Raw genomic sequence first — 11,980 nt, forward strand, 5'->3', positions numbered from 1 at the left:
CGCCCGCCCCCCCCGCGCCCCCGCGCCCCCGCCCCGCGCGGCCGCCCCCGCCCGCCCCCCCCCGCCCCCCCCCCGCCCCCCCCCCCCCCCCCCCCGCCGCCCCCCCCCCCCCCCCCCCCCCCCCCCCCCCCCCCCCCCCCCCCCCCCCCGCCCGTTCAGACTGCGTAGTCCCAGGCGAACTGGTTATCGATGTGTGCCATTGGGGTGGCGGCGGCATCCTCGTGCACGTCGGCTACGACCGCCTTTGACTTGTCCCAAATGATGTTGTTGGGATTGCCAGGGTTGGTGTAGCTCGAGTTCAGGACGCTGACCCCGCCGGAGCTGACATTCCAGATCAGTCCATTCGACGAGGACAGCCCGCGGCCCTGGTCCTCGTTGATACCGTCGAACGACCTCGTGTCATCGAAGGTGACATCGCTCGCGTAGGACGAGAACGCGCCATTGCCCTGATGGATGGCGTCAACGTTCTGCACCCTGCCGCCGGTTGATGCGTTCTCGAACATGACGCCGACGCCGGTCACGGAGTTGTTACCGTCGATCACCCCGTTAGAGATCGTCGTATTCGGGCTGCCATAGACCGAGACGATGTCCTCAGGATGCGAACTGCCGGCTTCGTTGACGGCATAGAAGTCGGTCAGCGAACTATTGCCCGAGTTGTTGAACTGGACGAACTGACCGCGCGGCATCGGGCCATGGAAGTTGTAGCCATCGACGTTCGAAAGATCCGCGCCGGGCGAGTTCAGGAGATAGATGCCGGTCGAGCCTTCCCGCACCGTGGTGTTTTGAACGGTCAGGTTCGCGGCGTTTTCTGCGTTGATGTTGTTGATGTTTGGGCTCGTCTCGGCGTCGATTCCCGCCGGCGGGTCGGCGTTGATGACCTCGGTGTTCTCGATGGTGACGCCGGTTGCGCCCGACACCGTCACCCCGTCGCCCTCGACGTGATGAATACGACAATTGCGCAGGATGACATTGTCGTGCGTAATCGTGACCGCGTCCCCGTTGGTGACGTAGATGTCAAGATTTTCAATCACCTGGCCATCGTACTCCGATTGGATCGGTGTGGTGGTGTGGGTAAGACCTTGCGCCGGCTGCGTGGATGCCGTCGGCGTGGAAGCCGTGGAAGTGGGAGCCTCGGTCGTCACGGTCGAGGTCGGGCTCGACGCGGCTGTCTCCGTCGACGTGGGAGCCGTGGATGCCGTCGACGCGGAAGCGGTGGAAGTGGGAGCCTCGGTCGTCACGGTCGAGGTCGGGCTCGACGCGGCTGTCTCCGTCGTCGCGCGTGAGTTGTTCAACCCTTCCGAGTGTTTCCACCCTTCCGAGTGCTTCCACAGTATTCCCTTATCGGAATTCATCGACTTCATGTGTTTCTCCAGTTAAAATATTAACCACTATAAGTATCTCGAAGGACACCCATCGACAATAAACGATAATTTATCGTCTTAACGAAACTCCGCTTATACAACCAGAAATTTCGTCTGGGGGTATAATGCTAACCTTCATGACCAGAATGCGGCGTGGATAGGGCTATACTGAGACTCTCCCGGGCGATCGGCGCTGCGTTCAAGCCTGCGCCTACGTCGGATTGCAAACGTCGCCTAGTACTCGGATCACGCGTGACCTTACCCCCGAGCAGCAGGAGACAAGGTCATGCATTCTAGTCGGCCAACACAGCATGAGCGTTACCAACACAGTCCGGCACGGCTCGAAACAGGTGATCTACGAGGGCTATCCTGAACTCGGGCGGGGCCTTGTCCTGCCCTATTGCGATACCGAGGCGATGCGGGAGCACCTCGCCGAGATCAGCCGGAGCGTCGACGACGGCGCGTATGCGGTGCTCATCCTCGATCAGGCCGGATGGCATGTGACTCCGAAACCGAAGGTGCCGGACAACATCACCCTGATGTTCCTGCCGCCGCGCTCACCGGAACTGAACCCAGTCGAAAACGTCTGGCAGTTCATGCGCGACAACTGGCTCTCCAACCGTATCTTCAAGGACTACGACGACATCGTCACCCATTGCTGCGCCGCAAGGAACAAGCTCGTCGACCAGCCGTGGAAGATCATGTCCATCGGACTCCGCGAATGGGCGCATCGGTCATGATCACCGCTCGTTGGTATTATTAGCAGCCGTTTGGCGTCAATCTTTGCCATTGGAGTTTTGGCAAAGAAACGACTGGCGTGACGGTCGAAGGTGCAACGGCGCAACGCGGCGCACCTCTGATTTATGACGATGACAAATTGGCGATTGGTGCCAAGGCGGTCATTGAACTCGCAGAGATATCTGGCAAAGTATTCCGGGATCATCGTCTCCGCATTCGGGGATCCTGGAATGGACCAGTTGCGCCTAAAGTGTCCGGGCAAAGATGAGCAGCCCGCCGCACTTCAACGGACGTGATCATCTTCGGATCAATTGCCTCGGAACGGTCGCTCAATCTGCAGTGTAAGCAGGCTCGGGGAAGGTGTATCTGCCAACCCATCTTATTGCCTCCTCCATCGTATCGAAATTCTTGTGCTGCCCGCTTAGCAGCCCGAATCCCGTCTCGAGAAACCATTTGCCTTTCGTCGAGTAGGCTTCCTCGTCGATCTGGGTGAGGACCGCCACCAGTTGGTCGCATTTCCACACCAGAACCCCCGATTCTCCGCCCTCGACCGTTCCGATCCGCACTTCGCTGAACGAAAATCCAGATGTAATTTTTGCTTTGCCCACTTTGATAAAGCCCTCCACCTCATGGCCCCTGCGATGCCGTCTCCACCGCTCGCTACCATCGCCGGGGGATTTGAGCGTATGGTTCTTGATAGTGGAGGCTCATATCAGGGCGAAGCTTTGGCAAAAGCGAATGCACCAGCCCGAGTGATGATATATTGTGAGACGGCTGAGTTGCCATCTTTTCGCTCCCCGACGGGGCATTGCCAGATGCGGGAGTAAGCATGCCATGGTTCATCGCCCAAACTGCAGCCTGTGTGCGGTTGCGGACCCGGATCTTTCGGAGGATGGCCTTGACGTGTACCTTCACCGTAGCTTCGGCAATGTTGATCTCGCGCGCGATGGCTTTGTTAGACTCCCCTTCGATTAAGCGGCGTAGAATACAGTTTTCCCGATTTGACAAAATTGATAGTTCTTGATCCTCATGCTCCACGTTAACAACCACCTTTGTTAACTCATCAGCTACCGCGTCAGGTTTCAGATCATGCCTTATTTCTTGAATAGCCGTTGAAGTTTCGGCAGGTAACACCGTCTGCCCTAGCATAACCAATTCGAGAGCTTTGATGAAGGTGTCGTAAGGAGCGACTTTTATCAAATACCCGTCTGCCCCCGCACGAAAAGCTGAAACTATATCGGTCGATCGACAGTGATCGGCTAGCGCGACGACATGGCTGGTCGGATAAATCGCTTTGAATTCTGCAATTTGTGCGAATTCAGCATCCGCATCAGTACCGCCGACATCTATGATGAGCAAGATGGACCGGTGCTGGGCTAGCGGCTTCTGCAGAAGATCGTGAACACAAGCCGCAGAGAAAAGGACCCGAAACTTTGCCGCATCCAGGATTCGACTAAGGCCTTCTCGGAGTAACTCGCTCGGCCCGACAAGTACTGTTACAAAGGATTGTCTTGTCATCATTGCCTCTCGCTCCGGCGCGATTGAGGTACACGCGTCGAGTAGAGCACTCCACGCGCCAACCGCACTCGATGCCCTCGGTTTGAGTCTCTTGCAGTTCCTCACTCCCTCCTTGGCGAGAACAGGTTGGGCAGTGTAAGGTCTATTTATAAGCAGTCTCTAACATAGGTTGCTTTTTCGGTAAATTTTCGCCGCAAACCGACGTCAAGCTAGAACCCCAGGGCGCGGCAATCTGCCTGAAGACGCAGGGATGGCACGGCTTAGCCATCTCAAGCCGCTGGTAGTCGAACGACGATCGGGTAGTGCCTTCGGCGATTGCAACGATAGACGAGGATTGCTGAAGGTGGAGGTTGGCGTGGTCAGGTCTGCCGCAGTGTGTCAGGCACCTGCACTTATTCGGCAGCACGCTCTCGTCGCGCGATAGGCCGTGTCACCGTCGGTCATGATGATCGGACCTTTTTGCATATTGCTCAACACGAACGAGGCCGAGTTCCGCTCGGCCTGCCCTTCACCGCAAGCCCGATGCGGATACCGCGTGGTCGAGATATATCACGGCCCCGCCAGGCCGCGCACGACCAGTCCGCTGCCTCACGGGCGCGGGCTTTTCATAGGCGCACTATCCGGTGTTCTTGGTGACTGCATTCGGCGTTCGAAAAACGTCGTTTCGTTCCTGTTTGCCGCAGAGCCAGTCACTCGTCCGCTGTGAGAAAGCCTCATGGTGTGCTCGCCGCATTTGGGGTAGGTTTCCCCTGGTCTAGTTTTTAGGCGATCCTCCATCGCAGCCATGCGGGCCTCGATCGCCGCGACCCGATCCGGCATCTGCCCGAGTTCCCGCCAGAGAGGCATGTCGGCCAGCCATTTTCGAACGTCTTCGATTGCGCCCATTGCGGTTCCCCCATGTCGCATCCATATCGCGTGGACCTGCCGATAGTCGCAGGAACCCTACTAAAACAACCGTACGAGGTGCGCCGCCCCTGTTCTTTGCAGGTAGCGAATAGCCCGCTCCCTGTGCCCACCTCGGCGATTATAGGCCAAATATTGGACAGTTTGGCGAGAAAATTATCTAAGTTATTGAAATTACTGGTTCCCGCTCATGGACTCGAACCACGATTCACGCCTTCAAAGGGCGCTGTCCTACCATTAGACGAAGCGGGAATAGAGGAAGTGGACGCTGTCTAACACTTTCTCATCCGCGCATGAAGCCGCTTCATGCCGTCATCTGCGTGAGCGCGAGAATACCGCCTTTGCAGCAGGACCTTGTAGAGATAGGAGCAATCGCCGTGATTAAAACCGACCTCCGCGACGTCTACCGAGACTACATTGCCTGCCTGAATAAGCAGGACTGGCCGAAGCTGGGACAGTTCGTTGATGATGAGGTGATCCACAATAGCCGGCGGCTCGGCTTGTCAGGTTATCGCGAAATGCTGGAGACAGACTTTGCTGAAATCCCGGACCTTTCTTTCAACGTCCGGATGTTGATTTCCGATCCGCCTTATATAGCGAGCCGGCTTGACTTCGATTGTACCCCGAAAGGAACATTCCTCGGCCTCCCTGTAAGCGGGAGGAGAGTTTCCTTTGCCGAGAATGTTATCTATGAATTTCGGGACAAAAAGATTGTACAAGTATGGTCTGTTATAGACAAGGCGGCTATCGAAGCTCAGCTTTAGCGTGTCGTTCCACGTTCCGATGAACCACGATATGAACAATGGCAGCTGCCTGACTACCGCCCGTCAAGACCCCGGCCTTGACGCCTGAACACACTGCCCCAGATTACGCGGCGGAGTTTCAGATATGCGATACGACTGGCAGGGGCGCAAATTCCTGGAACGGCATTTCGGCATTGTTATTGCAATTGGCCTGATTGCAGGGCTGTCGGCCCTCGCCGCACTGGGCTACACGCCTTAAGCCCCGGATTTAGCACCCAAGTCCCTAATGTAAGCGAAAAGTAACGGTGCGACGCAACCAGACCGGCGCCACGTGCATTTCAATGCATGACGATGTTTCGCCCCGATATCCCTGCAAAATGCTGCGCTTATTGCGGCGGGCGCGACCATGACTACGAGGACTGCCCGAAGCGGAAAGCTGACGCCGAACAGCAGAGAGCGAGGGGCCTCGCCGCACTCAGCGGACAGAGCGCTTCAGCTTCGCCGCCTTGCGCAAATCATTGTCTATCGTCTGCTAGCCCGGACCTTGCGCGCCTAGGCCGGCTGCGGTCTTAGGACGCGAGCGTCCGCTGGATCACTCACCTTAGCGAAGCAAGCCTTGGCCGCCTCCCGTCTGTTCCATGAAGGCCCGCAGCAGTTCCATTCCTGTTGTCCATTCGCCGAGGCCGCTGTCGCCATTGATGTGGCCGAGCGGTCCGGCTACATGCAGTTCGCTGCCCCATTGGCCGGCTTTGGCCCTGACTGAGTCCAGCGAGCCATAGAGATCGTTGGTGCTGGCAACGACCAGCGAGCGAAAACGAAGCCGCTGTTGCGGGGTGCCGGCGAAGCGGTGCGCGACAGAGGGAAAGGCTGACGCCGCCGGATCAGGAACCGCGACCAGGAATGCACCGCTGACGTCGCGGCCCGAGATGCGCTGCCAGTGCGCGACCAGCAGGCAGCCGAGGCTATGAGCGACGAGCACGGGCGGTGTCTTGGCCTCGGACACCGCGGTCTCCAAGGCAGCGACCCAGTCGTCGAAATCCGGCAGATCCCAGCTTGCCGGCGTGAATCGCCGCATGGCCGGGTTCACCCGCTGCCAGCGGGTCTGCCAATGGGCCTCGCCCGACCCGCCAATGCCCGGCACGATGATGAAGTCAGTCATGGGAAGCCTTGTTTCTCGTGGAATCCTCGCCCGGATTCTAAGTCTTTCCTTGGCCAGTGGAATGAGAGATCATCGGAAAAGAGCGGCGAATTCCGATGGATTGAAGGCTTCGATGCAGAACGGCATTTATCGTCCAAAACTTGATCCCACCGATGTGGCGATCGTCGAAGCCCTGCAGGAGGACGGCCGGATCGGCATTTCGGAGCTCGGCCGGCGCGTCGGCCTGTCCCAGCCCGCCACCTCGGAGCGGGTCAAGCGGCTGGAGGAACGTGGGATCATTGCCGGCTACAAGGCGGTGATCGATCCGGCAGCACTCGGGCTCGGCACCATGGCCGTCATCCGCTTGCGCACCACGCATGAGCACATCCAGGCCTGCCTGAAAAAATTCGCGCAATTGCCTGAGGTGATCGAAGTGCTGCGAGTGACCGGCGAGGATTGTTTTCTGGTCAAAGTCGTGGTCCCGTCGCCGCCCGACCTTGAAAGCATCGTCGACACAATCGGCCGGTACGGCGCGGTGACGACAAATGTGGTATTGCGGGCCGAGCCACCGAAACGGCTGGGGCGCGAGCTGATGACGAGGCCCTGATCGAAGCGCTGCCACCTTGGCGCGCCACATGGAGTATCGACCGGTGAGAAGGATGTTTGCGAAACACGCTCTTATGGCAGTCGCCCTGATTGCAGCATCAGCCATGGCGTGCCTGCCTACCAAGTCAAAGTCTGAAGAGACTTTTGAGACTATCAATGCAAAAATGGAAAAATTCGATGATAGTGACTGCCATAGCATTTGGCATTTGTTTTGGAAAAATCGTGAGAATAACAAAATAAATTCTTATCTGATGCTATCAGCTCTTTCTTTTACAAGGTTCTCATCCTTGGCAGCCAGCCAGCGATCTGGAAGATAGTGAAATTGCATTCAGGTTCGCAGTCCTGGCTCATCGGCATGGGCAAATTCTTAGCTTGAATGCGCTAGACAAAATAGAAAATGAATATGAAAAAGACTCCTTGACCTTGCCGTTGATGATAGTGGAGGCCTACGTTCAATATCTAATTTCAAACAAGGAAAGCAAATATTACGACCCGTCATTTGAAGTGTGCAGAAAACCCTCTCTGGATTCCGATGTGGATTCCGGTGTGGACAATTTTGACATTTGCTTTGGCGAATTGCTGAAGAAAATGGACTCTTCTGGCATAAGTGAAACGTCGATGAGCCCACCTGACACCCACATACAGTGTTCCGAAAAGAAATTACTGGAAGGATTTTATTAGGGGAGCCGTCGCGGGCGCTGTCGGCCCGTTATCGCTTTTGCGTATGACCAACGGCATTGGCGAAAGAAACGTCACCCTTGATCTCGCGCATGGCCATCGACGTGATCGTCCGGCGCACGCCGGGCAGGCGGCTGAGCTCGACGCGCAGCATCCTGTCCAGCGCCATCATGTCGACCGTCACGATCTGCAGGAGATAGTCGGCCTCGCCTGTCGTGGCGTGGCAGCGCCGGATCAGCGGGTGCGCCTGGACTGCGGCCTCGAAGGCTTCGGAAAGCTCGAAATCGATCGACACCTGGATAAAGGCTTCGATGCCGAAGCCGAGCTTTGCCGGGTCGATCCGTGTCGAGTAGCCACGGATGATGCCGGCGTCCTCCAGCGCCTTGACCCGCTTCCAGCACGGCGTCTTGCTTAAGCCGACCTCGTCGGCGAGCGCCGCTGCCAGAAGCCGCTGGCCGAGATGGTGAATGCCGACGAGCTGCAGTTCCAGATCGTGCATCAGGTCGAGGAGCTGTGGATGAAGCTCATCACCTACACGCTGGTCGATGTCGTCGACTTTCTCGAACAGCAGAACACGCATCGCGTCGTCACGCTGATGGGGCGCGTGCATCGGCTGATGCGCATGATGACGGCGCAGCTCGACCTGCTCGAAACCATGTCGCCCAAGGAATACCAGGAGATTCGGCTGCAGCTCGGCAATGGCAGCGGCCAGGAATCACCAGGCTTCAAGCTCTTGCTGCGCATGCCGCCGGACCTGTGGCGCGCCTTCCAGGCGTCCTATCTCGATGGTCGCGGGCTCTCGGTCGAGGATGTCTATGATATCAGGTATGATCACGGCGACAGCTATGTCGTCGCCGAGGCGCTGATCGAATTCGACGAGCTGTTTCAGAAATTCCGCGCCAATCATCTCTACCTCATCCACCGTTCGATCGGGCTGGGCTCGAAATCGCTGAAGGGCCGGCCGGTCGAACTGCTGCAGGCCGGCGCCCTTCATCGCTTCTTCCCGGAGCTGTGGGACATACGCTGCGACATGACCGACCGCTGGGGCAGCCAGTATGGGACGGTGCGGGATTCGATCAGCCACCCGGAGGCGAAGGTAGGATAGTTCTAAGCTTGGATTCCTCGCCCCGTGCGAAGCGGGGGATAGGTGGCCGCGAAGCGGACGGAGAGAGGGGTCTTTCATTGCGGGCGCAGTCCCCCTCTCCGTCGCGGCTTCGCCGCGCCACCTCTCCCCCACTTTCGTGGGGGCGAGGAACCCAAGTCCTGCAAAGGCATGCCCACGGGTCGCTGATCCCAGCCAGGGTTCTCGGGGATGATTGTCGGGTTTGCGGCTGGTGTATCGTCCTTGGGGCGAAACCCGTCGCAACCCCGGAGGACATCATGTCGTTGGAATCAGCTCAATCACCGGTTCAAACGCCGTGGCAAACCGCGGCAATCCTCATTGGCCGCCTGATCTTCGCGGCCGTCTTCGTGATGGCGGTGACCTTCAAGTTCATCGACATGGGCGCCACCGCGGGCTACATCGCCGCCGCCGGATTTCCGTTCCCGTTGTTTCTGGCCTGGTGCGCGGCCCTGCTCGAGGTCGTCCTCGTGCTGTGCTTCCTGACCGGCGTCTTCTTCTCGCAGGCCGCCCTTGTCGCCGCCGCCTATGTGCTGTTCCTCGCCTTTGCCTTCCACGGCCCGTCGCACTGGGCCGGCAACCAGGCCGAATTCGGCTTCTTCGTCGATCATTTTACTTTCCTGGCCGGACTGCTGTTTGCCGCCGTGCACGGGCCGGGCCGCGTGCTGACCTGGAAGCCTGTATCGGGCAGCTGATGGCGCCTCGGCTGGCAAGCGGCGTTCCGATACGGGAGGCGATCGCAACGTCACATCTGGTCGTTGTAGGGTTCCTTCATCTGGCCGACCATGCGCGCCAGTTTCGAGAACGACGGCATGTCCGCCTCCGGCTGGCACTGATTGGCCAGTTCCAGCAGCCGGATCGGGAAGTTGACGGCATCGCGGCTCGACGCCGACATGCCTTCGGACCGCTCCTCGCTGGTCTCGCTGGCTTCGGCCTTGCGCAAGGCGATGTCTATCTCTTCGACCGTCAGCACGCCCTTGCGGACAAGGACCTGGTTGATCGCTGCGACGGCCATCAGCAGGCCTTCGAGTTGCAGATTGGCGACATTCATGGCTTTGCTCCCATTGGCAAAATTGCAAACGCGCGAACGCCGGTTCCGATCCGGACAACTGCACCATATCGCGGCGGGCGGCCGAATTTTAGGCCGGCCCGCGAGATTTCGCTTGCTTTGTGACGGCAGCTATGCTAGGAATATATTCATGATGCTGATTTGCGCCAACGACCCGCCCGCCGAGGCGGGTTTTTGTTTTTGGACCATCTTTCGCTTGCTTGGATGAATGTCGGCGGGACAGCCGCCCCCCTCTGTCCTGCCGGCCATCTCCCCCACTTGGGGGGAGATCGGATGTCACCTCGGCTTTCGCCAATCACCGGCATCGCAGGAATAGGGACCGCGCTCGAACTGCCAATCTCCCCCCAAGTGGGGGAGATGGCCGGCAGGCCAGAGGGGGGCGCGAAGGAACGCGGTCTGGCGATCGTCAGGTTTAAGTCACCGTCTTTCGCCACAAAGTCTCGCCATCCATTGTCTCACCATCCATTCCGTAGCGCGCGGCGATGTCGTGTGCCTGCCAGGTTTACCCCCCATGTCCAAGCGTTACGCCACCATCATCACCGACGATGACGGCCGCGAGGTCGTCAGTGCAATTGGCCAGTTCGAGGGCGCCGCACCTGCGCGCCACGGCCGGGTCGAGCCGGTCGCCGCCGGTGTGCGGATCGGCATGGTCCGGGGAGTCGACGCGGCCGGCGGCTTTGGGTTTCCGCAAGCGGGCGTCAGCGCCGGTGCGGTGAGCATCGCCAGGGCGGCGCTCAAAGCCGCGTCAGGCGCCGGCAAGTCCGGCAGCGCGGCTGCGGCAAAGGGCGATGCGGCAAGCCGGCCGCGGAAGCCAACGTCTGCAAAGCCCGGCAAGCGGGCGCGCAAGAAACCTACGCGCCCGGCCAAGAAAACAGCGAAGCCGGCGGCGGGATGATGGGGTAGGGCATGGCCGAGGATTCTTTCGACGACGAACCGCCTGATGTGACGGAACGGCCCTCTGGCCGACCGAGGCGGGCGAAGAAAACGCTGGCCGATGGTTTTCTGGAAGCCATCCGCGCCGATTTCCGGGCGCATGGCGCCGGCGTCATCGCCGAGGTCCGTACCGAAAAGCCCGACCAGTATCTGAAGATCGTGCTGTCGGTGCTGCCCAAGGATCTGCACGTCAACATCAACAGTCTGGATGTATTGAGCGATGACGAAATCAGGCAGCGCATCCGCGGCCTCGAAGCCGTCCTTCGGCCATTCCTCGGAAAACCGGGCCTCGGGAAACCGGGCCTCGGGAAACCGGGTCTCACCAAGCCCGGCCTCGACGGCGAAGACCGAGTATCTGAACCTGCTCAGGGAATTGGACCGGAGGCGGCGCACTAACCAGCTTGCCGCCTATCGGCCCTATCTCAGGCAGGCCGAGTTCCATGCGGCGGGCGCGACCAACCGCGAGCGGCTGTTCATGGCCGGCAACCAGCTCGGCAAGACAAGGGCCGGCGGTGCTGAATGGGCAATGCATCTCACCGGCCGCTATCCTGAGTGGTGGCAAGGCAAGGTTTTCGACACGGCCGTGCGGCTGTGGGCGGCCGGCGTCACCGCCGAGGGCACGCGCGACAACCCGCAGCGCATCCTGATCGGCCCGCCGCAGCAGCCGGCGGCGTGGGGCACCGGCATGATCCCGGCCGACGCCATTGTCAGCACCATCATGGGGCGCGGCGCGCCGCATGGGCTGGACAGCGTCGTGGTGCGCCATGGCGGCGGCGGCGATGTCCAGGCCGATGAATCGGTGCTGTCGTTCAAGAGCTATGAGAAGGGTCGCGAGAAATGGCAGGGCGAGACGCTGCACGGCGTCTGGTTCGACGAGGAGCCGCCGCTCGACATCTATTCGGAAGGCCTGACCCGCACCAACGCGACAGGCGGCATCACCATCGTCACCTTCACGCCGCTGCTCGGCATGTCGGAGGTGGTGCTGTTGTTTTTGTCGGCGGAGGAGGTGGAGGGAATGGGGAGGTGAGCTGGTTTTTGGGAAGGAAGCTCTCGCTTCCGCTCACCCGTTGCGTTCCTTCGCGCCCCCCTCTGTCCTGCCATCCAAAAAGTCCTTGGCCAAACAACACCATACGTCCGGCGCCTCCCAACATGATTCAAGTGCGAGGGCGAAGA

16 protein-coding genes, 1 tRNA gene and 1 pseudogene are annotated in these 11,980 nt (G+C 59.5%); 11 read left to right on the top strand and 7 right to left on the bottom strand.

Features of this window, described 5'->3' with window-relative positions; translation table 11 throughout:
* Nucleotides 1-155: 155 nt before the first annotated feature.
* Nucleotides 156-1,142: a right-handed parallel beta-helix repeat-containing protein gene (locus AC0L3N_RS28305; RefSeq protein WP_473550801.1), complete on the bottom strand. Its 987-nt coding sequence runs from the start codon at nt 1,140-1,142 to the stop codon at nt 156-158.
* On the opposite strand from AC0L3N_RS28305, the gene AC0L3N_RS28310 reads away from it, so the two are divergent.
* Both AC0L3N_RS28310 and AC0L3N_RS28315 read left to right on the top strand, forming a co-directional pair.
* Nucleotides 1,123-1,377: a hypothetical protein gene (locus tag AC0L3N_RS28310; RefSeq protein ID WP_133254755.1), complete on the top strand. Its 255-nt coding sequence runs from the start codon at nt 1,123-1,125 to the stop codon at nt 1,375-1,377. The two genes, AC0L3N_RS28305 and AC0L3N_RS28310, sit on opposite strands and share 20 nt — an antisense overlap.
* Nucleotides 1,378-1,738: 361 nt before the next feature.
* Nucleotides 1,739-2,101: pseudogene (locus tag AC0L3N_RS28315) on the top strand (transposase); the annotation flags it as partial.
* A gap of 327 nt (nt 2,102-2,428) precedes the next feature.
* On the opposite strand, the gene AC0L3N_RS28320 reads toward AC0L3N_RS28315, so the two are convergent.
* From AC0L3N_RS28320 to AC0L3N_RS28330, 3 genes are all read right to left on the bottom strand, one after another.
* Nucleotides 2,429-2,725 (bottom strand): hypothetical protein, encoded by a 297-nt coding sequence (locus AC0L3N_RS28320; protein ID WP_208867664.1) that lies wholly within the window; start codon nt 2,723-2,725, stop codon nt 2,429-2,431.
* A gap of 34 nt (nt 2,726-2,759) precedes the next feature.
* A complete protein-coding gene (locus AC0L3N_RS28325; protein WP_473550803.1) occupies nt 2,760-3,620 on the bottom strand; it encodes a LuxR C-terminal-related transcriptional regulator in 861 nt (286 codons plus the stop codon).
* A 1,078-nt stretch (nt 3,621-4,698) separates the two neighbouring features.
* Nucleotides 4,699-4,772 (bottom strand) — tRNA-Gln (locus AC0L3N_RS28330).
* Between the two features lie 125 nt (nt 4,773-4,897).
* On the opposite strand from AC0L3N_RS28330, the gene AC0L3N_RS28335 reads away from it, so the two are divergent.
* Entirely contained in the window at nt 4,898-5,284 is a 387-nt protein-coding gene (locus tag AC0L3N_RS28335; protein ID WP_473550804.1) for an ester cyclase, read from the top strand.
* Between the two features lie 580 nt (nt 5,285-5,864).
* On the opposite strand, the gene AC0L3N_RS28340 is transcribed toward AC0L3N_RS28335, so the two are convergent.
* Nucleotides 5,865-6,422, bottom strand: coding sequence for an RBBP9/YdeN family alpha/beta hydrolase (locus AC0L3N_RS28340; protein WP_473550805.1), 558 nt, complete (start codon nt 6,420-6,422; stop codon nt 5,865-5,867).
* A 112-nt stretch (nt 6,423-6,534) separates the two neighbouring features.
* On the opposite strand from AC0L3N_RS28340, the gene AC0L3N_RS28345 reads away from it, so the two are divergent.
* Genes AC0L3N_RS28345 through AC0L3N_RS28355 form a run of 3 tightly spaced genes read left to right on the top strand, consistent with a single transcriptional unit; the run spans nt 6,535 to nt 7,688 of the window.
* On the top strand, nt 6,535-7,008 hold the full coding sequence (locus AC0L3N_RS28345) for an Lrp/AsnC family transcriptional regulator (RefSeq protein ID WP_473550807.1): 474 nt from the start codon (nt 6,535-6,537) through the stop codon (nt 7,006-7,008).
* A 52-nt stretch (nt 7,009-7,060) separates the two neighbouring features.
* Nucleotides 7,061-7,324 (top strand): hypothetical protein, encoded by a 264-nt coding sequence (locus tag AC0L3N_RS28350; RefSeq protein ID WP_473550809.1) that lies wholly within the window; start codon nt 7,061-7,063, stop codon nt 7,322-7,324.
* Between the two features lie 55 nt (nt 7,325-7,379).
* Nucleotides 7,380-7,688, top strand: coding sequence for a hypothetical protein (locus AC0L3N_RS28355; RefSeq protein WP_473550810.1), 309 nt, complete (start codon nt 7,380-7,382; stop codon nt 7,686-7,688).
* A 28-nt stretch (nt 7,689-7,716) separates the two neighbouring features.
* Here AC0L3N_RS28355 and AC0L3N_RS28360 read toward each other — a convergent pair whose 3' ends face one another.
* The gene (locus AC0L3N_RS28360) at nt 7,717-8,184 is read right to left on the bottom strand and encodes an Lrp/AsnC family transcriptional regulator (protein WP_473550811.1); all 468 of its coding nucleotides are present in this window, start codon (nt 8,182-8,184) and stop codon (nt 7,717-7,719) included.
* On the opposite strand from AC0L3N_RS28360, the gene AC0L3N_RS28365 reads away from it, so the two are divergent.
* Together AC0L3N_RS28365 and AC0L3N_RS28370 are read left to right on the top strand one after the other, a co-directional pair.
* The gene (locus AC0L3N_RS28365; RefSeq protein WP_473550813.1) at nt 8,146-8,790 is read left to right on the top strand and encodes a tryptophan 2,3-dioxygenase family protein; all 645 of its coding nucleotides are present in this window, start codon (nt 8,146-8,148) and stop codon (nt 8,788-8,790) included. The two genes, AC0L3N_RS28360 and AC0L3N_RS28365, sit on opposite strands and share 39 nt — an antisense overlap.
* Before the next feature lie 275 nt (nt 8,791-9,065).
* Nucleotides 9,066-9,500, top strand: a complete 435-nt coding sequence (locus AC0L3N_RS28370; RefSeq protein WP_473550814.1) for a DoxX family protein — start codon at nt 9,066-9,068, stop codon at nt 9,498-9,500.
* Between the two features lie 50 nt (nt 9,501-9,550).
* Here the strand turns inward: AC0L3N_RS28370 and AC0L3N_RS28375 are convergent, their stop codons facing one another.
* Complete coding sequence (locus tag AC0L3N_RS28375) at nt 9,551-9,856, bottom strand: hypothetical protein (RefSeq protein WP_473550816.1); 306 nt, start codon at nt 9,854-9,856, stop codon at nt 9,551-9,553.
* Between the two features lie 529 nt (nt 9,857-10,385).
* On the opposite strand from AC0L3N_RS28375, the gene AC0L3N_RS28380 reads away from it, so the two are divergent.
* Genes AC0L3N_RS28380 through AC0L3N_RS28390 form a run of 3 tightly spaced genes read left to right on the top strand, consistent with a single transcriptional unit; the run spans nt 10,386 to nt 11,834 of the window.
* The gene (locus AC0L3N_RS28380) at nt 10,386-10,769 is read left to right on the top strand and encodes a hypothetical protein (RefSeq protein ID WP_473550817.1); all 384 of its coding nucleotides are present in this window, start codon (nt 10,386-10,388) and stop codon (nt 10,767-10,769) included.
* Between the two features lie 11 nt (nt 10,770-10,780).
* Entirely contained in the window at nt 10,781-11,203 is a 423-nt protein-coding gene (locus AC0L3N_RS28385; protein WP_473550818.1) for a hypothetical protein, read from the top strand.
* Nucleotides 11,181-11,834 carry a terminase large subunit domain-containing protein gene (locus AC0L3N_RS28390; RefSeq protein WP_473550819.1) on the top strand — a complete coding sequence of 218 codons (654 nt, stop codon included), beginning with the start codon at nt 11,181-11,183 and terminating at the stop codon, nt 11,832-11,834. Before AC0L3N_RS28385 ends, AC0L3N_RS28390 begins: the two co-directional genes overlap by 23 nt.
* The last annotated feature ends 146 nt before the right edge of the window (nt 11,835-11,980 follow it).

Source organism: Mesorhizobium sp. WSM4807 (genome assembly GCF_055811615.1).

What these genes read in the sequence shown, in the direction of transcription:
- AC0L3N_RS28325 (WP_473550803.1), bottom strand. Translation starts at nt 3,620, where the DNA reads ATGATGACAAGACAATCCTTTGTAACAGTACTTGTCGGGCCGAGCGAG.
- AC0L3N_RS28340 (WP_473550805.1), bottom strand. Translation starts at nt 6,422, where the DNA reads ATGACTGACTTCATCATCGTGCCGGGCATTGGCGGGTCGGGCGAGGCC.
- AC0L3N_RS28345 (WP_473550807.1), top strand. Translation starts at nt 6,535, where the DNA reads ATGCAGAACGGCATTTATCGTCCAAAACTTGATCCCACCGATGTGGCG.
- AC0L3N_RS28350 (WP_473550809.1), top strand. Translation starts at nt 7,061, where the DNA reads ATGTTTGCGAAACACGCTCTTATGGCAGTCGCCCTGATTGCAGCATCA.
- AC0L3N_RS28365 (WP_473550813.1), top strand. Translation starts at nt 8,146, where the DNA reads ATGGTGAATGCCGACGAGCTGCAGTTCCAGATCGTGCATCAGGTCGAG.
- AC0L3N_RS28360 (WP_473550811.1), bottom strand. Translation starts at nt 8,184, where the DNA reads ATGCACGATCTGGAACTGCAGCTCGTCGGCATTCACCATCTCGGCCAG.
- AC0L3N_RS28370 (WP_473550814.1), top strand. Translation starts at nt 9,066, where the DNA reads ATGTCGTTGGAATCAGCTCAATCACCGGTTCAAACGCCGTGGCAAACC.
- AC0L3N_RS28375 (WP_473550816.1), bottom strand. Translation starts at nt 9,856, where the DNA reads ATGAATGTCGCCAATCTGCAACTCGAAGGCCTGCTGATGGCCGTCGCA.
- AC0L3N_RS28380 (WP_473550817.1), top strand. Translation starts at nt 10,386, where the DNA reads ATGTCCAAGCGTTACGCCACCATCATCACCGACGATGACGGCCGCGAG.
- AC0L3N_RS28385 (WP_473550818.1), top strand. Translation starts at nt 10,781, where the DNA reads ATGGCCGAGGATTCTTTCGACGACGAACCGCCTGATGTGACGGAACGG.